We start from the raw sequence: 16,873 nt of genomic DNA, 5'->3' as shown, positions 1-16,873 counted from the left end.
CAAGGTGACGACCGTGGCGGTGCAGATCCATAGGTTTCTTCGTGTCCGCGGCGCTCCGGCTGCGGTCTGCGGAGGAGTCATCATGCGATTCGTCAAACAGCTTCTCGCTGTCGCCGCCGTCGCTGTCGTCGGTGGGCAGATCCTCGCTGCCGCCGAGGGCCTCGCTCTGGTGATCGGCGCGCTGACGGCGGTGCTGAGCGTGGTCGTCTACCGGTGGGTCGTGCGGCGCACCGAGCACCGGGAGCCGGTCGAGCTGGGCCGGGACGGCTGGGCCGGGAAGGTGGGTCGCGGGACGCTCATGGGTTTCGCCATGTTCGCAGCCGTCATCGGCAACATCGCCTTCCTCGGCGGTTATCACGTCGAGGGCTGGGGTTCGCCGACCGGAGCGCTGGGTCTGCTCGGGTTCATGGCGGCCGCGGCCGTGACCGAGGAACTGCTGTTCCGGGGCGTGCTGTTCCGGATCATCGAGGAGCGCACCGGCACCTGGATCGCTCTCGCGCTGACCGGCGTGGTGTTCGGCGCGATGCACCTGGCGAACCCGGACGCCACGGTGTGGGGTGCGACCGCCATCGCGATCGAGGCCGGGTTCATGCTGGCCGCCTGCTACGCCGCCACCCGGAACCTGTGGGTCCCGATCGGTCTGCACTTCGGCTGGAACTTCGCCGCCGGTGGCATCTTCAGCGTCGTGGTCTCCGGTAACGGAGAGTCGAAGGGGCTGCTGGAGGCCGCGACGTCGGGGCCGGTCGCGCTGACCGGTGGCGCCTTCGGCCCGGAGGGCAGCCTGTACGCGGTGCTGGCCGGCGTGGTGCTGACCGTGGTGTTCCTGTGGCTGGCCAAGCGTCGCGGGCACATCGTCCCGCGCCGCCGCCGCACGGCGGACGTTACAGTCGCCCAGTGATCAAGCTCCGGACGCTCCCGAGCACGGTCCGGGATCTCCCGCTCGCTCTGACCCTCGCCGTCGCGGCGACGGTCCCGGCGCTGGAGCGGCACGGCACGCAGCTCGGCGATCTGCCGAACCGCCCGTACGATGCGCTGACCGTCGGTGTCGTGCTTCTGGAATCTCTGCCGCTGGCCGTCCGCCGCAGGTGGCCGGCCGCCTGCCTCGCCCTGGTGTCGCTCGGCTTCGCGATCGATCAGATCCGCGGCTACCACACCGTCGCCGGTACCGGGCTGGCCTTCGCGCTCGTCAGCGCCGGCGTCCACCTGGAACGCCGTCGCCCGGTGATCGTGGGCGTCGCCTCGGCGGCGTACGTGGCCCTGGCGATATCCCTCGACCGGCTCGGTTCGGGTGAGGGCGTCACCGGTTTCACCACGTTCTACCTGCTGCTGGCGCTCGCGTGGGGCGCCGGGGCGTGGCTGCGCCGGAACCGGGCCGCCGAGGCGGAACGCCGCCGCCGGGTCGAGGAGGCCACCCGTACGGCGGAGCGCGCCCGCATCGCCCGGGAGCTGCACGACGTCGTCACCCACCACGTGACGGCGATGGTGGTGCAGGCCGAGGCGGCGCGCTACCTGACGGGCGCCCCGGACCGGCTGGATCAGACCCTGACCGCGATCACCGACACCGGGCGGCGGGCCGTCGGCGACCTGCGGCAGCTGCTCGACCTGCTCAACCCGGACCACGGCACGGGCGGTCCGCGTACGCCCTCCGCCGGTGACCTGGACGCCCTCGTCGATCAGACCCGGCAGGCCGGGCAACCTGTCGAGTTCGTGCGGCGGGGTACGCCGCCGGCGGCGACCGGCAGCGCCGAGGCGGCGGCGTATCGGGTGGTGCAGGAGGCGCTGACGAACGCGCTGAAGTACGCGCACGGCAGCCGGACCACAGTCGACGTTCATCACGGGGAAGGGCAGACCACAGTGGAGATCAGCACCGACGGCCCCGGATCCGGCAGCGCGTCCCCGGGTGGCAGCGGGCGCGGCCTCGCCGGGCTCCGCGAGCGGGTCACCGTTCTCGGCGGCGACTTCAGCGCGGGAGCGCGGGCCGGCGGCGGTTTCCTGGTCCGGGCCCGGATCCCGTCGTGACCGCGCCGATCCGGGTGCTGGTCTGCGACGACCAGGAGCTGATCCGTGCCGGGTTCACGACGATCATCGGGGCCCAGCCCGACATGGAGATCGTCGGCGCGTGCGGCGACGGGCGGGCGGCGGTCGAGCTGGCGGCCCGGACCCGGCCGGACGTGGTGGTGATGGACGTCCGGATGCCGGTGCTGGACGGCATCGAGGCGACCCGTCTGCTGGCCGGCGCCGGGGTCCCCGAGCCGGTGAAGGTCCTCGTGGTGACGACGTTCAACCTCGACGAGTACGTCTACGAGGCGCTGCGCGCGGGAGCCAGCGGTTTCCTGCTCAAGGACGCCCCACCGGCGCAGCTGCTGGGCGGCATCCGCACGGTCGCGACGGGCGCCGCGCTCCTGGCTCCGGAGGTGACCCGGCAGCTGGTGGGCAGGTACGCGGCCCGTATCCGCCCGGCCGAGGGTGACCCGGACGGCGGCACGCTGACCCCACGGGAGAGGGAGGTGCTCCGGCTCATCGCGGAGGGCCTGTCGAACAGTGAGATCGCCGTGGCGCTGGTGATCAGCCAGGAGACGGTCAAGACGTACGTCTCCCGCATCCTCACCAAGCTCAACCTGCGAGACCGGGTGCAGGCCGTGGTGTACGCCTACCGCCGCGGCCTGGTCACCTGAGCGGGCCGCTGCCCTTCGCCACGCGGCGGTCAGGGCCGGTGGACCTTGTCGATCCTGACGGTGAGGATGACGCGCTGCTGCGATCCGCCGCCGAAGCCGGGGTAGGGACGGCCGAGGTATTTCTGGGACAGCTCGTCGATGTTCTGCCGGGCGCCGTCGGTCGTGGTGGCGACGACGCTGCCGCGGAGGGCCCAGGACCGTGACGGTGCGGCCGGGTCGGCGATGCCGATGGCGAGGCGCGGGTCACGTTCGATGTTGCGGGACTTCTGATGGGTGTCGACCGTGTTGATGAGCACGTGTTCACCGTCGGTGGAGACCCAGGTCTGGGAGATCTGCGGCGATCCGTCGGGCATGAGGGTGGTCACGAAGCAGATGGCTCTGCCGTGCAGGATCTCGATCAGGTCGTCGGGCAGGGGCACGGTGGGGGCCTTCATTTCTTGTCGTCGTTGTAGAAGTGTTCGATGACCGTCTCGTCCGGCGGGTCGCCGGGAAGGTCGGCGTGGCGCAGGCCGGCCAGCGCGACCGCGAGAGCCCGGCGCCACATGTGCGGGGCGAATTCGCGGGAGGCGTCCATGACGCTGCCGACCATCACGTGCACGGCGACGAAGTCGGCAGGGGTCACACCGGGGGAAAGCTGACCGGCTCGCACCGCACGGGTGATGAGGCCGGCCACGAGCGGGGTCATGCGCTCCCGTGCGCGTCGGACCAGGGCCGTCGCCTGGTTGCGGCCGCGCAGCAGTTCCCCGAGCCCTCGGCTGCGCGCCTCGATCTCGAGTTGCTGCTCGAGGAAGCCGGTGAGCCCGGCCCAGGCGTCGTCGTGCCGGGCGGCCTGCTCGGCGAGGGTGACCACGGTGTCCAGGTGCTCGCTGAACAGCGCGTCCAGCAGATCCTGCTTTTGCGGGAAACGCCGGTAAACGGTGCCCATGCCGGTGCCTGCGGCGCGGGCGATGTCCTCGTAGGACACGTTCAGACCGGCGGAGGCCATGAGGTCGTATGCCGTGCGCAGCAGGAGCTGACGGTTGCGTTCGGCGTCTCGGCGCAGCGGCGGGTTCGGCTCGGCCATGCCCATGATCCTAGCGAAACGGAAGGACGCCTTTCAAGTTGAATTATTCTTCCGCTTCCTGCTTACAATGACGGCCCGACTGCTCGACGCCAGGGAGTGCCCGTGATGAGAACCGCCCCGACCGGCCTGGTGGAGCCATACCCGATCGCGGTTCCGGAGACCGAACTACGTGATCTGCGAAGCCGCCTCGCCGCCACCCGCTGGCCCGACCGCGAAACCGTCCCGGACGCCGGCCAAGGCCCGCAGCTCAACCGCATCCGCGCCCTCTGCGAGCACTGGGCCGCCGGCTACGACTGGCGGCGCACCGAGCGGGAGATCAACGGCTTCGGATCGTTCCGCACCGAGATCCACGGGATCCGGTCGCTCACGGTGGCAACGCCGAGGACGCCTTCCACCTGGTGATCCCCTCCATGCCGGGATTCGGGTTCTCCGGCAAGCCCACCACGACGGGCTGGAACATCTCCCGGATCGCCGACGCCTGGAGCACCCTCATGCAGCGACTGGGCTACGACGGCTGGTTCGCCCAAGGCGGTGACTGGGGAGCAGCCGTCGTCGAGCGGATCACCCGCACCGCGCCGGAGAGATGCCGGGGCGCGCATTTCAACTTCCCCCTGGTGTTCCCCACCCCGAAGGAGATGAGCGAAGCAACGCCGGAGGAGCAGCAAATGATCGCGCGCGCCCAGCGATACCAGAGCGAACTGGACGGGTACGCCCGGGAGCAGGCCACCCGGCCCCAGACGATCGGCTACTCCCTCGCGGACTCACCCGCCGGACTCGCTGCCTGGATTTACACCCTCTTCCAGGACGTCACCGACAACGACGGCGACCCGGAGAAGGTCATAGACCGGGACGAGATCCTCGACGACATCATGCTCTACTGGCTGCCCAATGCCGCCGCATCCGCCGCACGGTTGTACTGGGAGGAAAGGCGGAGCGACCCCATGCCGGCTGGATCGGGTGAGCCCAACCCCGTACCCGCCGGGTTCAGCATCTTCCCCGGTGAGGCCGTCCAGGCATCACGGCGCTGGGTCGAACGCCGCTACGACACCGTCCTGCACTATGCCCCGCTGGACCGCGGCGGGCATTTCGCCGCGCTCGAACAACCCGGCATCCTCACCGACCAGATCCGGACGACGTTCCGCTCACTGCGCGCATCCTGACCGACGGGGGCCTGGCCGCCCGGTGGATGTTGCATCTGGGCGCGTTCGCCGAGGCGTCCATGAGCCAGTAGCCACCTGGTGACCTGCGTGCCCGGGCGTGAGCTGCGCCTCACGCCCGGGCACTACTGAGGGAGGAAGGTCAGGGGAGGTCGATCGGGCGCAGGACCCGGTCGATGCCGTGGGCGATCTGGCGGTTGCCCTTGTTGATGTCGAACCGGTTGACGCGGGGGTTGCGGTCGGAACGGTCGGCGTCGATCAGCGCAATGCGCTTGTGCCAGCGCGGGCCGTACACGTCAACTTTGATCTTCGCGCCGGTGGCGGTGCCGAGCTGGGCGTTGTCGGACTTCAGCGCGGCGTTCTTGGTGATCGTGGCACCGGGGACGACGTGGTAGAGCAGCACCGACTCGACGGTGTTGATGCCGAGGCCGGCGACCGCGGTGAACGCCGCCTTCTCACCCGGCAGCTTCTTGGACTTGGTGATGTCCTTGACGAGCAGCTGGAAGGCCCGGTCGTTGGGCAGGAACGCGGTCAGCGCGGTCTTGCCGTCGGCGAGCACGGCGACCTTGCTGCCCGGCTTGGCCTTCAGCACGGCCTGTACGGCGGCGGTGAGGACGTCGTAGTCGTGGCCGTTGTGGTCGAACCCCTTCTTGTCGGCGGTGAGGACCGCGGCCAGGGACTTCGTCTTGAGCGGCTTCGTGCCGGCGGCCTGGGCGGGAGCGGCGCTCAGGGCGGAGGCGACGATCGCGGCGGTGGCGACAGCGGCAGCCTGGGCGCCGCGACGGGTGAACCTCATCTTCGAGCCTCTTTCCGATCGGTACGGGTCGGTGGCTCCGACAGCCACCGACTCGTACTTCGCTCGGGCCCGGGACGGTGGATGCACTTCGGTGACATTTCTTCGAATCCCGTTCCTACGCTGCTGGCAGAACCGGGGCCGATCGGGTGTCGGGGGCGGCGGCGGGTCACTACCGTCGGCGCATGGCAGACGTGACGTACCGCCCGCGGCCTCTGTTGCGCACCCTGCTCGGCGAGGTGCTGCGGCGCCGCCGGCTGGAGCAGGAGCGGACCCTCGCCGAGGTCGCCCGGGACGCGTGCGTCTCGGTGCAATATCTGTCCGAGGTGGAGCGTGGCCGCAAGGAGGCGAGCTCGGAGATCGTGGCCGCCGTCTGCGACTCGCTCGGCATCGGGCTGGCGGACCTGCTGGCCGAGGTGGGGCGCGACCTCACGGCGCATCGCGCCCCGGTCCTCCGGCTGGAGACGGCCCGGTTGCGCCGCGCGGCACACGCCCCGCGCGGCACACGGTCCGGCGATGTCGTCCTGCTGGCTGCCTGATCAGGCCGCGGTGAGGCGGTAACCGGCCGATTCCCGCCGGGTGATGACCCGGTCGGCGAGGCCGTAGGCGACCGCCTCGGACGCCGTCAGGGTCATCCGGCGGTCGGTGTCCTCCCGGATTCTGGTGACCGAGTGGCCGGTGTGCTCGGCGAGGATCTGGTCCATCTCGGCCCGGACCTTGGCCACCTCCTTGGCCTCCACGGCCAGGTCCGGCAGCGTGCCGCGGGCCTGGCCGGACGGCTGGTGCAGGGTGACCTTCGCGTGCCGCAGCACCGACCGCTTGCCGGGGGTGCCGGCCGCGAGCAGCGCCGCGGACGCCGATGCGGCCTGCCCGACGCAGATGGTGGCGATGTCGCACCGGATGAAGTGCATGGTGTCGTAGATCGCCGTCAGCGCGCTGAAGGAGCCGCCGGGCGAGTTGATGTACAGCCCGATCTCCTGTTCCCCGGTCGACTCGAGGTGGATCAGCTGGGCGATCACCACGTTGGCGACCCCGTCGTCGATCTCGGTGCCGAGGAAGATGATCCGGTCCGACAGCAGCCGGGAGTAGATGTCGAAGGCGCGTTCCCCGCTCGGCGTCTTCTCCACGACGGTCGGGATGCTGTAGTGGCTCATGCGTTCAGTCCCATCGGCTGGCGGGTGGTCTCGGGGCGTACGTCGTCGACGCTGTCGAGGACCCGGTCGATGAGGCCGTACTGCAGGGCCTCTTCGGCGGTGAACCAGCGGTCCCGCCGGCTGTCGCGTTCGACGGTGTCGATCGGCTGACCGGTGTGCTCGGCGGTCAGGCGCAACAGCGTCTGGCCGAGCCGTTCCAGCTGGTTGGCGTAGATCTCCACGTCCGCCGCGGTGCCGCCGAACCCGGCCGAGCCCTGGTGCATCAGGATCTGGGCGTGCGGCAGCGCGTACCGCTTGCCGGGGGTGCCGGCGGTGAGCAGGAACTGGCCCATGCTCCCGGCGAGCCCGAGGGCCAGCGTGCTGACGTCGTTGGGGATCAGCCGCATCGTGTCGTAGATCGCCAGCCCGGCGGTGACCGAGCCGCCCGGCGAGTTGATGTACAGGTGGATGGTGCTCAGCGGGTTCTCCGCGGACAACAGCAGCAACTGCCCGCAGATGCGGTTGGCGATCGGGTCGTCGACCTCGGACCCGAGCACGATGATGCGCTGGTGCAGCAGCTGGACGGACAGCTGGTCGTCGACGGATCCGGTGCCGCCCGGTGTCGCTGCGGTGAATGGATGCATGGTTCTCTCCTCCGGCTCGGCCCTGGGTGCCGTCTCCACCTTTGATGCGGCGGCGCCCGCCGGCCAAGCGGATCTGCGGTGAGCAGATGAGCCGAGCGATCAGCTTTCCGGCTCCCTCGTCCGGCCGGACGGATCATCCGGTGATCAACCGGACAGCCGGAAATCCGCACGAAGTCACCTATACGTGATCATCAAGGTGTCTTTCTCTATTGCGGACTTAAGCGGCAAATCGTACGTTCTTGTCGCGATCATCCGTATCCACCGACTTCGTCAATGGGGGCCGTCATGCTGAAAACTCTCGTCACCGCATCCACCCTGCTCGCGTCTCTCGCGGCGACCGTCCTGCCCGCGGCGGCGGCGCCCGCGCCCCTGCCGACCGACAAGATGGTCATCGATGTGGTCGCCGCCAACGGATCCGGCTGCCCGCTGGGCACCGCGGACGTGGTCGTGTCGCCGGACAACAAGGCGTTCACCGTCACCTACAGCGAGTTCACCGCCCAGGTCGGCGCGGGCGCGAAGCCGCTGGACTTCCGCAAGAACTGCCAGCTGGCCCTGAACGTCGACGTCCCGCAGGGCTACACCTACGCGATCGCCCGCACCGACTACCGGGGATTCGCGCACCTGGAGAAGGGCGCGTCGGCGACCCAGTCCTCGTTCTACTACTTCCAGGGCGAAGCGCAGACCCACCGGATCCGGCACCAGTTCGCCAGCCCGGTCGACGGCGACTGGCAGCGCACCGACACCATCGGCGTCAGCTCGCTGTCGTTCCTGCCCTGCGGCGAGCAGCGGTTCCTCAACGTCAACACCGAACTGCGGGTCAACGCCGGCTGGTCCGACCGGAAGAAGACCACCAGCTTCCTCACCATGGACTCCACCGACGGCAACCTCGACACCGTCTACCACGTCGCCTGGAAGAAGTGCTGAAACAATCCGGATCAGCTGACAACCTCTTTGCGAGTACGTGTGTCTTCCCTCGTGTGACGACCGTGATGAAGCACCGACCGGCCGGGGCGGCGAGCGGCATGGAGCAGGATTTCCGGGTTTTCGTCCAGGAGTTCGCCGAATCGCTGCACCGTACGGCGTATCTGCTGTGCGGGGACTGGCACCAGGCCGACGACCTCGTGCAGGAAGCTCTGGCGAAGGCGTACAGCAACTGGCGCAAGGTCCAGCGGGCCGACAACCCGTCGGCGTACGTGCGGCGCATCCTGATCAACGAGTCGCGGCGTACGTGGCGCCGGAACCGGCACAGTGCCGGCCACTCCGGCGCCTACCCGGCGGATTTCGCCCAGGCCGACATGTCCGACGACGTGGTGAACCGCGCCGAGCTCATCGAGGCGCTGCAGTCGCTGACCGCCCGGCAACGGGCGACCGTCGTGCTGCGGTTTCTCGAGGGCCTGAGCGAGCGGGAGACCGCCGCCACCCTCAGATGCAGCCTGGGCACCGTCAAGAGCCAGACGAGCCGCGCGTTGGTGAAGCTCAAGTCCGTCCTGAACAGGGGAGAGAACTGACATGTCGTACGACACCGAACAGCGCCTGAGCGAGGCCATGCGGAACGCCGTGGGTGAGCGGCCGTACGCTCCGGACGTCGACCGGATCGAGGGCCGTGGCCGCCAGATCCGGCGCCGGCGCCAGGTGTGGGGCGCGGCGGGCGGCGGCGCCTTCGCGGTCGCGGCGGTCGCGGCCATCGCGGTGACGGTCACCGGCGGTGGGGCCCAGGCGCCCGCTCCGGTTCTGGCCAAGCCCTCGGCAACGAGCGGCGCGTCCGCCACCGCGCCGAAGGAGGCGCCGATGGTCCAGCTGGTGTCCTATCTGGCGGCCGCCCCGAAACCGGCCGGCGACGCGACGCTGCTGCTCCGCAGCCAGGTGCAGGCCGACGGCAGCAAGATCGACGTGTGGGACCTGCACGCCGACAACGGCGACTACTACTTCGCCAGGACCCGGGATGCGCTGCCCGCACAGGTGGCCGGGAAGAAGCTGCAGGGCGAGAAGGACGGCAGGCGCAAGGTGGTGGCGGCGGCCAAGGCGGCGGCCGAGGGCGATCTGAACGTTGCCCGCGCCGCGATGGCTCTCGCCTACATGCCGGCGAACCCCAAGGTCGAGCCGACCATCGAAGCGCCCGGCGTACGGCACACGCTTCCGGCCGAGGCGGCCCGGATCAAGGGCGTCCCCGGCGGTGTCGTCGGCAACACCACCGACAACTGGGTGTGGAACAACGCGATGGACGCGCTGATCGCCGGCGCGGGCGACCCTGCCGTCCGGGCCGGGGTGCTGCGGCTGCTCGGGCAGATGCCGGATGTCGCGATCAAGGAGGGCACGGTCCAGGGGCGGGCGGTGTTCACGCTGACCGCCAACAAGATGATCACCGGCGCCCCGGAGACGCTGACCATCAGCGCCGAGACCGGTCTGCCGGTCTCGTTCGCCTCGGGCGGGACCACCAACTACACGGTTTCCCGGGTGAGCATCGCCGACGTCGGTCAGGGCAAATTCTGACGGTACGGGGACCACGCCGGGGCCGGCCCGCCCGCCGGCCCCGGCGTCTCGTGTTTCATGCCTGATCAGTTGACGGTCACGTTCACTGTCTCGGTGCCGGATCGGGGGATGCCGATCGTCGTGGCGCTGCTGAGGTCGGTCGTGCCCCGGTACCAGGTCTCGGCGCGCTGCGTCGCCCGCGTGTCGAATCCCAGCTTCACCCGCTGACCGCCGATCAGCGGGAGCCGGTAGGAGGTCTCGCCGGTGACGGCGCCGACCAGGGCGCCGGTGTCCGCGTTGTGGGCCGGCACCTCCGATCCGGAGCCGCCCGAGGTGAGGGTGCCCCGGAGCGTCGCTCCCTCGGTCAGCCTGATGTCGTAGGCGCTGGTGCCACCAGCGGTGACCGGGACCTGGACGGCTTGGAAGCGGTTGCTGACGTTCCCGGACCACTGAAGGGGATCGTCCGGGCGCCTCTCGAACTGCAACGGCCAGGCGTACGGCGCCAGCTAGGCCACCGGGGCGACGGCCCGCAGCTCGGCGGTCAGCCGCCGGGACAGGTCGATCGCGGTCTCCGCGGGCGGCGGCGGGGTGGGCACGAAGAACGTCACCTTCAGCCGGGGGCGGCGCGGGAAACGGGCGATGTCCACGGCTCCGGAGACCGCCGCGCAGATGACCTGGGCCTCCGGCACGGCGTGCGCGAGACGGCCGACACCGCTGCGGGCGCGCAACTGCTTACCTTGGGATCGGGTGCCTTCGGGGAAGATGCCGAGGCAGCCGCCGGTGGACAGGCACTGCACCGCGGCGTCGAGGGCGTCCGTGTCGGCCTGACCGCGGCGCACCGGAATCTGTCCCATCCCGTCGAGGACCCGCCGGAGCAGCGGATTTTTCCAGAGGGACGCCTTGGCGAGGGCCCGGATCTGCCGGCGCCGCCGGGCCGCGACCGCGATCACCACGGGGTCCCACGCACTGTCGTGATTGGCCGCGACGATCGTCGCGCCGTCGGTGGGGACAAGGTCCAGGCCGGTCACCTCGAGGCGGCCCCACCAGCGGACGATCGGCCCCGCCGCCGCCATGACCGCTCGATACATCGGCGAGATCCGTTCGGCGCGGCCGGTCGTGGCCGAACTGTTGCGCTCCATGGCTCACTCTAACCGCCGGAGATGCCGGATGCGGAAATGCCGAACGGCGGCCCGCTGAACCAGTCGGACCGCCGTTCAAGAATGCTCGATCAGAGCGGACGGATGTTCTCCGCCTGCGGGCCCTTCTGGCCCTGGGTGATGTCGAACTCCACCCGCTGGTTCTCTTCCAGGCTGCGGAAACCGCTCGTCGCGATCGCGGAGAAGTGGGCGAAGACGTCGGGGCCGCCGCCGTCCTGGGCGATGAAGCCGAAGCCCTTGTCGCTGTTGAACCACTTCACGATGCCAGTAACCATGTCTGCTCCCTCGCAGGCTGTCGGAGACCGCAGTGTGCGGTCTCACACGCCGCCGCGTTGATCACCCGCGCCGGAACGACACGAAAAACGAAAAGCGCCTGGCCGGGTCATCTGAAACCCTGCAGGCGCCCAAAACGTCTACGGAAATCAAAACTGCAACTCGGGCAACCGTAGCACGGACTCGGACGCTCGCCACCGCCCGTCGAGCGGCGTGGGTTTTCTCTCCGGCGCGAGTAGAATTCGCTGAGCCGGCAGCGGAGCTGCCGTGCACCAATCATTCGGCAGGTCGAGTCATCGGCAGGTCGATGCCCTCACCGGGGTGGTTCCCGGATCCCCGCCGTCCACAGGTGATCGCCGAGTCGCGGTCGTGGCGGGAAGCGCAGCCGATCCACCCGCCCGGCCCGAGCGACACCGAGATCCCGGAGAGTTACGTGACCCTGATGTCCACGCCGCCGCTGCCCGCCAAGACCTTCCGGGAGAAGGGGGCGGACAGCTTCCGCGCCGCCCTCGCCGCGGTCCTGACGGCCGCGCTGGAGAGCGCCCTGGAAGCGGGCGACCACGCGCGAGCGGTCACCCTGGTCAACCGGGGTTTCGCGGAGGGCAGCCCGCAGCTGGGCTGCGACCTGCTCTGCCGGGCCATGGCGAGCGTGGGGACGGCCCGGACCTGGACGGTGCAGCTGGCGCCCCTCGCCGAGGCGCCCCGCTGATCAGAGTCGCCGGGCGCGCCGGGTGAGGATCTCCTCGGTCAGGGCGACCAGGACCGCTTTCACCGACTCGCGGTCCCGGGCGTCGCACTCCACGATCGGCACGGCGTCGTCGATGCCGAGGGCGTCGCGGACCTCGGCGAGGTCGAAGCGGCGGCCGTCGTCGAAACGGTTGACGCCGACGATGAACGGGATTCGGTTCTCCTCGTTCGGCCTCGGTGATCAGGGGCTCGATCTCGGAGATGGCCCCGACGAACGTCGTCTTGCCCACCCCGAAACCACCGCTGATCACGATTTTCACGGCGATCGGCGGCGCCGCCGTGTCAGAGCGCACGGACACGATCCCGGATCCTTTCGATCAGGTCGACGGAGAGCACGCCGGGCTGTTCCTCGACCCGCAGGTAGCCGTCGGCGAGCAGGTCGCCGACGATCACCCGGACCACGCCGAGGGGTACGGCGAGGTCGGCCAGGGACTGCGGGCGCTGGCACAACGCGACGACCCGGCGGGACTCGAAACGCAGCGGCGCCGACAGCGCCGCGGGAGTGGCCCGCAACGGGGTCTCCAGGCGCAGGCCGTCGTGCACCGGCCGGGTACGCCCGCCGGTGAGCAGGAACGGGCGTACCGCCGGGTCGTAGCCGTGGCTGATCGTGGCCGGTGCTGCCGGGACTCGGCGATCAGCGCCGGCGTGAGCAGGGCGCCGAACCGGTCGGCCAGCAGGGAGATCTCTTTGCTCCAGCGGCCATGGCCAATAGGTCATGCGCAGATATCTGCCGGCGCTGCGAGAAGGCGGCAGTGTGGCGGCTCGTTTGTGGACCCGACCCGGCCGGATGAACGCTCACAAAGCGCCGGAAATTCGCTGACCAGGGCCGTTACGGTCCGGCTGTGACTACCAAACGGAATCATGTAGACACTCGTAGTGGCCGGACGATCGCGCTGGCGGCCCTGATCGGTCTCCTCGTGCTCACCGCCGTCACCGCCGCGCTGCCGGCCGAGGCCGCCCCTGGCCGGCGGGTCCTGCCGGGCGTGGACGGGCTCATCACCGTGCGCCCGGACGGGAAGATCTTCGCCACCGTGAGCGGCACGACGGTGAAGCAGTGGAACACGGCGACCGGCCGCCGGGGCGGACCGGCGATCACCGCCGGCGCCGGCGCGATCCACGCCATCGCGTTCAGCTCGGACGGCGAACTGCTGGCGGTGGCCGGTGACGGCGGGGTCTCGCTGTGGGATCCCGCCACCGGACAGCGGCACGGGCTGCCGCTGGCCGGCCACACCGGGCCGGTGCGCTCGGTGGCGTTCAGCTCCACCGGCGATCTGCTGGCCACCTCGGGCGACGACGGCACGGTACGGGTCTGGGACGCGGTGACCGGCACTCCGGTACGCACCCTGACCGGTCACTCCGGGCCGGTGGGTTCGGTCGTGTTCAGCCGGGACGGCGAACGTCTCGCGGCGACCGGCGCCGACGACACCGTGCGGATGTGGACGGCGGCCGGCCGGCCCATCGGAGCGGCGCTGACCGTCAGCCCCGGCCCGGTGTACGCGATGAGCTTCAGCCCGGACGGAAAGCTCCTGGCGGCCTCCGGCGGCAACGATCTCGTACGTCTGTGGAACACCGCCACCGGCGAGCCCGCGGGCGAGCCGATCGTCACCGGCGCCGGGCCGGTGTACGCCCTCACCTTCAACCTGGGCCGCAAGAACCTTCTGGCCACGTCCTCCGGCGGCGACAACACCGTCCGGCTGTGGAACACCGCGACCCGTGCCCCGGCCGCCCTGCCGCTGGCCGGGCACACCGGCCCGGTGCGCGCCATGCGGTTCAGCCTGGACGGCGACCTGCTGGCCACCGGCAGCGACGACGGGACCGTCCGGTTGTGGGACGCCGTGACCGGTAGCCCCAAGGGCACTCCGCTCGGCCGGCACGACGGTCCCGTGTGGGCGCTGCGGTTCAGCCCGAACGCCAAACGCGTCATCACCCTCGGTGACGACGACAAGGCCCGGCTGTGGCGGGTGACGCGTGCCGGCGCCGCTGCTGACAGCGGCGCCGGCACCGGGCATCACCTGGTGCGCATGACGTAATCCGTCAGGCGCGGGTCCACTTCTGGTTGGCGGCGCCGACGCAGTCCCAGAGGTGGAGCTGGGCGCCGTTGGCGGGGTTCACCTCGCGGATGTCGACGCAGCGGTTGGCGGAGATGTTCACCAGGTCGCCGGCGGCCGACAGGGTGAACCGCTGCACCGGGTTGCCGTTGCAGGTGACCAGCTGGATCGGGGTGCCGTTGGTCAGCGCCCCGCCGGCCGGGTCCATGCACTTGCCCATGGCGCGCAGCGTTCCGTCACCGTTGAAGGTCCACTTCTGGGCGGCGGTGCCGTTGCAGTCGTACATCTGCAGGCGGGCGCCGTCGTTGGCCGTACCCCCGGGAATGTCGATGCATTTGCCGTTGAGGTTGCTCTTCAGGGCGTTGCCGGTGGCCGGCGGCGGGGTGGTCGAGTCGTTCCAGGCCGAGACGCGGACCCAGTCGACCAGCATGGTCTGCGGGAACGTGGTGGAGGCGTCCGGGCTGCCCGGCCAGTTGCCGCCCACGGCGACGTTCAGGATCAGGTAGAACGGGTGGTCGAAGACCCACTGCCGGCCGCCGAGCGAGGCCGGGGTGACCCGGAAGTACTCACTGCCGTCGAGGTACCAGACGATCAGATTCGGGGACCATTCGACGGCGTACGAGTGGAAAGCGTCCCCGAGAGGCGCGGACAGCGTCCGGTTGCCGCCGATCGCGCTGCCGCCGGAGTAGCCCGGGCCGTGGATCGTGCCGTAGAGCTTGTTCGGCTCCTTGCCGACGTTCTCCATGATGTCGATCTCGCCGGACTGCGGCCATCCGACGCTGCCCAGGTTGTCGCCGAGCATCCAGAACGCCGGCCAGATGCCCTGGCCCTTCGGCACCTTGATGCTGGCCTCGAACCGGCCGTACTTCTGGGTGAACTTGCCGGACGTCAGGATCCGGCCGGAGGTGTACTGGCAGGAGCCGTACCAGCACTGGTAGCCGGCCGGGTTCTCCTTGCGTGCGGTGATCGCGAGGCGGCCCTGGCCGTCCTGGCGGACGTTGTTCGTGGAGTTGGTGTAGTACTGCAGCTCGCTGTTGCCGAACCCGCCACCGCCGATGTCGAAGTTCCACTTGGAGCCGTCGACCGGGGCGCCGGCCGCGCCGTTGAACTCGTCCGACCAGGTGACCGGGCCGACCGCGGCCTCCGCGGTGTCGCCGGTGGAGGCCGCCGTCAGGGCGCCGGCCAGGGTGAGCGCGACCGTGGCCGCGCCGAGGAGTGCACGTAACTTCCGCATGGGGGAGTCCTCCTGGGGGAGAGGGAGCGGTTCTCCAAACAGTCTTTAGAGATGGACCTCCGCAGGTCAATGGGGACGGGTTCCGGAACCGCGGATAACAACTTCTCTCGATTTAAGGATGTTTAAGGGTCGGCCTCTTTACTTCCTCTGTTAACAGTCCTAAAGATTTAGACATCCCCACGGACGTACAGGGAAGGACGCCGATGAAGCGCTCCAGATCGATCATCCTCGCCACCGTCATGGCGCTGGGCGCCGGCGGAACGGCGACCTACTTCGCGGGCAGCGCCTCGGCGGCGACGGCGTGCGCGCCCGCCTGGAGCGCCTCCGCCGTGTACGTGAAAGGCAACGTGGCCTCGCAGAACGGGCACAACTACACCGCCAAGTGGTGGACCCAGAACGAGTCGCCGGCGACCAGCAGCAGCCAGTGGGCGGTCTGGGCCGACAGCGGTGTCTGTGGCGGCGGCACCACCCCGCCGACGACCACCCCGCCGACGACCACGCCTCCTACGACGACACCGCCTACCACTCCGCCGACCACCCCGCCCACGACGCAGCCTCCCGGTGACGGCACGCTGCCGAAGCACTTCCTCACCGGGTACTGGCAGAACTTCGACAACGGCGCCGCCGCGCTCAAGCTCGCCGCCGTCCCGGCCACGTACGACCTGATCGCGGTCGCCTTCGCCGACGCCACCACCACCCCCGGCGCGGTCACCTTCACCCTCGACCCGGGCCTGGCCACGGCAGTCGGCGGCTACACCGACGCCCAGTTCAAGGCGGACATCGCCACCCTGCACGCCCGCGGCAAGAAGGTGATCATCTCGGTCGGCGGGGAGAAGGGCTCGGTCGCCGTCAACAGCGCCGCCGCGGCCACCGCCTTCGCCGACTCGGTCCACCGGCTGATCCAGACGTACGGGTTCGACGGCGTCGACATCGACCTCGAGAACGGGCTCAACCCGACCTACATGGCGCAGGCCCTGCGCAGCCTGCGGGCGAAGGTGGGCAGCGGCCTGATCATCACGATGGCGCCGCAGACCATCGACATGCAGAACCCGCAGTCCTCGTACTTCAAGCTCGCGCTCGACATCAAGGACATCCTCACCGTCGTCTTCACCCAGTACTACAACTCCGGCGCGATGCTCGGCTGCGACAACAACGCCGCGTACGGCCAGGGCTCGGTGAACTTCCTGACCGCCCTCGCCTGCATCCCGCTGCAGAACGGGCTGCGCCCCGACCAGGTCGCCCTCGGCCTGCCGTCCAGCACCCGGGCCGCCGGTGGCGGTTACGTCGCCCCGTCGGTCGTCAACAACGCCCTCGACTGCCTGGCCAAGGGCACCAACTGCGGCACGTTCAAGCCGCCGGCCACGTACCCGGGCATCCGCGGCGCGATGACCTGGTCGATCAACTGGGACGTGACCAACGGCAACGCCTGGGCCAACACCGTCGACCCGCACCTCGCCACTCTCCCCTGAAGGGCCCCCTC

The 16,873-nt window shown here is 70.0% G+C and carries 22 protein-coding genes and 1 pseudogene; 12 read left to right on the top strand and 11 right to left on the bottom strand.

The genetic code is table 11. From position 1 onward, the window contains the following. The first annotated feature begins 82 nt into the window (after positions 1-82). Genes ACZ3II_RS04820 through ACZ3II_RS04810 form a run of 3 tightly spaced genes read left to right on the top strand, consistent with a single transcriptional unit; the run spans position 83 to position 2,675 of the window. Positions 83-898: a lysostaphin resistance A-like protein gene (locus ACZ3II_RS04820; protein ID WP_465516251.1), complete on the top strand. Its 816-nt coding sequence runs from the start codon at positions 83-85 to the stop codon at positions 896-898. Further along, positions 895-2,019, top strand: a complete 1,125-nt coding sequence (locus ACZ3II_RS04815) for a sensor histidine kinase (RefSeq protein ID WP_465516250.1) — start codon at positions 895-897, stop codon at positions 2,017-2,019. Before ACZ3II_RS04820 ends, ACZ3II_RS04815 begins: the two co-directional genes overlap by 4 nt. Then, a complete protein-coding gene (locus tag ACZ3II_RS04810) occupies positions 2,016-2,675 on the top strand; it encodes a response regulator (protein ID WP_465516249.1) in 660 nt (219 codons plus the stop codon). Before ACZ3II_RS04815 ends, ACZ3II_RS04810 begins: the two co-directional genes overlap by 4 nt. 29 nt (positions 2,676-2,704) lie before the next feature. Here the strand turns inward: ACZ3II_RS04810 and ACZ3II_RS04805 are convergent, their stop codons facing one another. Next, entirely contained in the window at positions 2,705-3,109 is a 405-nt protein-coding gene (locus tag ACZ3II_RS04805) for a TIGR03618 family F420-dependent PPOX class oxidoreductase (RefSeq protein ID WP_465516248.1), read from the bottom strand. Beyond that, the gene (locus tag ACZ3II_RS04800; RefSeq protein ID WP_465516247.1) at positions 3,106-3,738 is read right to left on the bottom strand and encodes a TetR/AcrR family transcriptional regulator; all 633 of its coding nucleotides are present in this window, start codon (positions 3,736-3,738) and stop codon (positions 3,106-3,108) included. The genes ACZ3II_RS04805 and ACZ3II_RS04800 overlap by 4 nt, the downstream gene beginning before the upstream one ends. 105 nt (positions 3,739-3,843) lie before the next feature. Between ACZ3II_RS04800 and ACZ3II_RS04795 the strand changes: the two genes are divergently transcribed. Together ACZ3II_RS04795 and ACZ3II_RS04790 are read left to right on the top strand one after the other, a co-directional pair. Continuing rightward, positions 3,844-4,140 carry an epoxide hydrolase N-terminal domain-containing protein gene (locus ACZ3II_RS04795; protein ID WP_465516246.1) on the top strand — a complete coding sequence of 99 codons (297 nt, stop codon included), beginning with the start codon at positions 3,844-3,846 and terminating at the stop codon, positions 4,138-4,140. A gap of 8 nt (positions 4,141-4,148) precedes the next feature. Then, the gene (locus ACZ3II_RS04790) at positions 4,149-4,898 is read left to right on the top strand and encodes an alpha/beta fold hydrolase (protein ID WP_465516245.1); all 750 of its coding nucleotides are present in this window, start codon (positions 4,149-4,151) and stop codon (positions 4,896-4,898) included. Between the two features lie 139 nt (positions 4,899-5,037). Here ACZ3II_RS04790 and ACZ3II_RS04785 read toward each other — a convergent pair whose 3' ends face one another. Beyond that, positions 5,038-5,691: a fasciclin domain-containing protein gene (locus tag ACZ3II_RS04785; protein WP_465516244.1), complete on the bottom strand. Its 654-nt coding sequence runs from the start codon at positions 5,689-5,691 to the stop codon at positions 5,038-5,040. Positions 5,692-5,873: 182 nt separating this feature from the next. Between ACZ3II_RS04785 and ACZ3II_RS04780 the strand changes: the two genes are divergently transcribed. Further along, on the top strand, positions 5,874-6,227 hold the full coding sequence (locus ACZ3II_RS04780; protein WP_465516243.1) for a helix-turn-helix domain-containing protein: 354 nt from the start codon (positions 5,874-5,876) through the stop codon (positions 6,225-6,227). On the opposite strand, the gene ACZ3II_RS04775 is transcribed toward ACZ3II_RS04780, so the two are convergent. Both ACZ3II_RS04775 and ACZ3II_RS04770 read right to left on the bottom strand, forming a co-directional pair. Further along, positions 6,228-6,842: an ATP-dependent Clp protease proteolytic subunit gene (locus ACZ3II_RS04775; RefSeq protein WP_465516242.1), complete on the bottom strand. Its 615-nt coding sequence runs from the start codon at positions 6,840-6,842 to the stop codon at positions 6,228-6,230. Then, positions 6,839-7,465, bottom strand: a complete 627-nt coding sequence (locus tag ACZ3II_RS04770) for a ClpP family protease (RefSeq protein WP_465516241.1) — start codon at positions 7,463-7,465, stop codon at positions 6,839-6,841. Before ACZ3II_RS04770 ends, ACZ3II_RS04775 begins: the two co-directional genes overlap by 4 nt. Before the next feature lie 285 nt (positions 7,466-7,750). Here ACZ3II_RS04770 and ACZ3II_RS04765 point away from each other — a divergent pair, with 285 nt between their 5' ends. From ACZ3II_RS04765 to ACZ3II_RS04755, 3 genes are all read left to right on the top strand, one after another. Next, on the top strand, positions 7,751-8,389 hold the full coding sequence (locus ACZ3II_RS04765; RefSeq protein ID WP_465516240.1) for a DUF4360 domain-containing protein: 639 nt from the start codon (positions 7,751-7,753) through the stop codon (positions 8,387-8,389). 65 nt (positions 8,390-8,454) lie between these two features. Further along, positions 8,455-8,973, top strand: a complete 519-nt coding sequence (locus ACZ3II_RS04760; RefSeq protein WP_465516611.1) for a SigE family RNA polymerase sigma factor — start codon at positions 8,455-8,457, stop codon at positions 8,971-8,973. A gap of 1 nt (position 8,974) precedes the next feature. Then, entirely contained in the window at positions 8,975-9,955 is a 981-nt protein-coding gene (locus ACZ3II_RS04755) for a hypothetical protein (RefSeq protein ID WP_465516239.1), read from the top strand. Between the two features lie 65 nt (positions 9,956-10,020). On the opposite strand, the gene ACZ3II_RS04750 is transcribed toward ACZ3II_RS04755, so the two are convergent. The 3 genes from ACZ3II_RS04750 to ACZ3II_RS04740 form a co-directional block, all read right to left on the bottom strand. Next, entirely contained in the window at positions 10,021-10,419 is a 399-nt protein-coding gene (locus tag ACZ3II_RS04750) for a hypothetical protein (RefSeq protein WP_465516238.1), read from the bottom strand. A 21-nt stretch (positions 10,420-10,440) separates the two neighbouring features. Further along, positions 10,441-11,073, bottom strand: coding sequence for a lysophospholipid acyltransferase family protein (locus ACZ3II_RS04745; RefSeq protein ID WP_465516237.1), 633 nt, complete (start codon positions 11,071-11,073; stop codon positions 10,441-10,443). Between the two features lie 89 nt (positions 11,074-11,162). Next, positions 11,163-11,366, bottom strand: a complete 204-nt coding sequence (locus tag ACZ3II_RS04740; protein ID WP_465516236.1) for a cold-shock protein — start codon at positions 11,364-11,366, stop codon at positions 11,163-11,165. 347 nt (positions 11,367-11,713) lie between these two features. Here ACZ3II_RS04740 and ACZ3II_RS04735 point away from each other — a divergent pair, with 347 nt between their 5' ends. After that, entirely contained in the window at positions 11,714-12,073 is a 360-nt protein-coding gene (locus tag ACZ3II_RS04735; RefSeq protein WP_465516235.1) for a hypothetical protein, read from the top strand. Here ACZ3II_RS04735 and ACZ3II_RS04730 read toward each other — a convergent pair. Continuing rightward, positions 12,074-12,410 (bottom strand): annotated as a pseudogene (locus tag ACZ3II_RS04730) (hypothetical protein). Beyond that, a complete protein-coding gene (locus tag ACZ3II_RS04725) occupies positions 12,394-12,828 on the bottom strand; it encodes a DUF742 domain-containing protein (protein ID WP_465516234.1) in 435 nt (144 codons plus the stop codon). Before ACZ3II_RS04725 ends, ACZ3II_RS04730 begins: the two are co-directional and overlap by 17 nt. A 125-nt stretch (positions 12,829-12,953) precedes the next feature. Here ACZ3II_RS04725 and ACZ3II_RS04720 point away from each other — a divergent pair, with 125 nt between their 5' ends. Continuing rightward, complete coding sequence (locus ACZ3II_RS04720; RefSeq protein ID WP_465516233.1) at positions 12,954-14,141, top strand: WD40 repeat domain-containing protein; 1,188 nt, start codon at positions 12,954-12,956, stop codon at positions 14,139-14,141. A 4-nt stretch (positions 14,142-14,145) separates the two neighbouring features. Here ACZ3II_RS04720 and ACZ3II_RS04715 read toward each other — a convergent pair whose 3' ends face one another. Next, on the bottom strand, positions 14,146-15,393 hold the full coding sequence (locus ACZ3II_RS04715; protein WP_465516232.1) for a family 16 glycosylhydrolase: 1,248 nt from the start codon (positions 15,391-15,393) through the stop codon (positions 14,146-14,148). Positions 15,394-15,596: 203 nt separating this feature from the next. Between ACZ3II_RS04715 and ACZ3II_RS04710 the strand changes: the two genes are divergently transcribed. Continuing rightward, entirely contained in the window at positions 15,597-16,862 is a 1,266-nt protein-coding gene (locus tag ACZ3II_RS04710) for a chitinase (RefSeq protein ID WP_465516231.1), read from the top strand. Positions 16,863-16,873: the final 11 nt, after the last annotated feature.

The sequence above is a fragment of the Actinoplanes sp. NPDC019969 genome, assembly GCF_055562375.1.
This window is presented reverse-complemented; position numbering and strand designations above follow the sequence as displayed.

Bases quoted from the DNA above. Each gene is read 5' to 3' on its own strand.
- ACZ3II_RS04820 (WP_465516251.1), top strand. From the start codon at position 83: ATGCGATTCGTCAAACAGCTTCTCGCTGTCGCCGCCGTCGCTGTCGTC.
- ACZ3II_RS04805 (WP_465516248.1), bottom strand. From the start codon at position 3,109: ATGAAGGCCCCCACCGTGCCCCTGCCCGACGACCTGATCGAGATCCTG.
- ACZ3II_RS04800 (WP_465516247.1), bottom strand. From the start codon at position 3,738: ATGGCCGAGCCGAACCCGCCGCTGCGCCGAGACGCCGAACGCAACCGT.
- ACZ3II_RS04795 (WP_465516246.1), top strand. From the start codon at position 3,844: ATGAGAACCGCCCCGACCGGCCTGGTGGAGCCATACCCGATCGCGGTT.
- ACZ3II_RS04790 (WP_465516245.1), top strand. From the start codon at position 4,149: ATGCCGGGATTCGGGTTCTCCGGCAAGCCCACCACGACGGGCTGGAAC.
- ACZ3II_RS04785 (WP_465516244.1), bottom strand. From the start codon at position 5,691: ATGAGGTTCACCCGTCGCGGCGCCCAGGCTGCCGCTGTCGCCACCGCC.
- ACZ3II_RS04780 (WP_465516243.1), top strand. From the start codon at position 5,874: ATGGCAGACGTGACGTACCGCCCGCGGCCTCTGTTGCGCACCCTGCTC.
- ACZ3II_RS04775 (WP_465516242.1), bottom strand. From the start codon at position 6,842: ATGAGCCACTACAGCATCCCGACCGTCGTGGAGAAGACGCCGAGCGGG.
- ACZ3II_RS04770 (WP_465516241.1), bottom strand. From the start codon at position 7,465: ATGCATCCATTCACCGCAGCGACACCGGGCGGCACCGGATCCGTCGAC.
- ACZ3II_RS04765 (WP_465516240.1), top strand. From the start codon at position 7,751: ATGCTGAAAACTCTCGTCACCGCATCCACCCTGCTCGCGTCTCTCGCG.
- ACZ3II_RS04760 (WP_465516611.1), top strand. From the start codon at position 8,455: ATGAAGCACCGACCGGCCGGGGCGGCGAGCGGCATGGAGCAGGATTTC.
- ACZ3II_RS04755 (WP_465516239.1), top strand. From the start codon at position 8,975: ATGTCGTACGACACCGAACAGCGCCTGAGCGAGGCCATGCGGAACGCC.
- ACZ3II_RS04745 (WP_465516237.1), bottom strand. From the start codon at position 11,073: ATGGAGCGCAACAGTTCGGCCACGACCGGCCGCGCCGAACGGATCTCG.
- ACZ3II_RS04740 (WP_465516236.1), bottom strand. From the start codon at position 11,366: ATGGTTACTGGCATCGTGAAGTGGTTCAACAGCGACAAGGGCTTCGGC.
- ACZ3II_RS04725 (WP_465516234.1), bottom strand. From the start codon at position 12,828: ATGACCTATTGGCCATGGCCGCTGGAGCAAAGAGATCTCCCTGCTGGC.
- ACZ3II_RS04715 (WP_465516232.1), bottom strand. From the start codon at position 15,393: ATGCGGAAGTTACGTGCACTCCTCGGCGCGGCCACGGTCGCGCTCACC.
- ACZ3II_RS04710 (WP_465516231.1), top strand. From the start codon at position 15,597: ATGAAGCGCTCCAGATCGATCATCCTCGCCACCGTCATGGCGCTGGGC.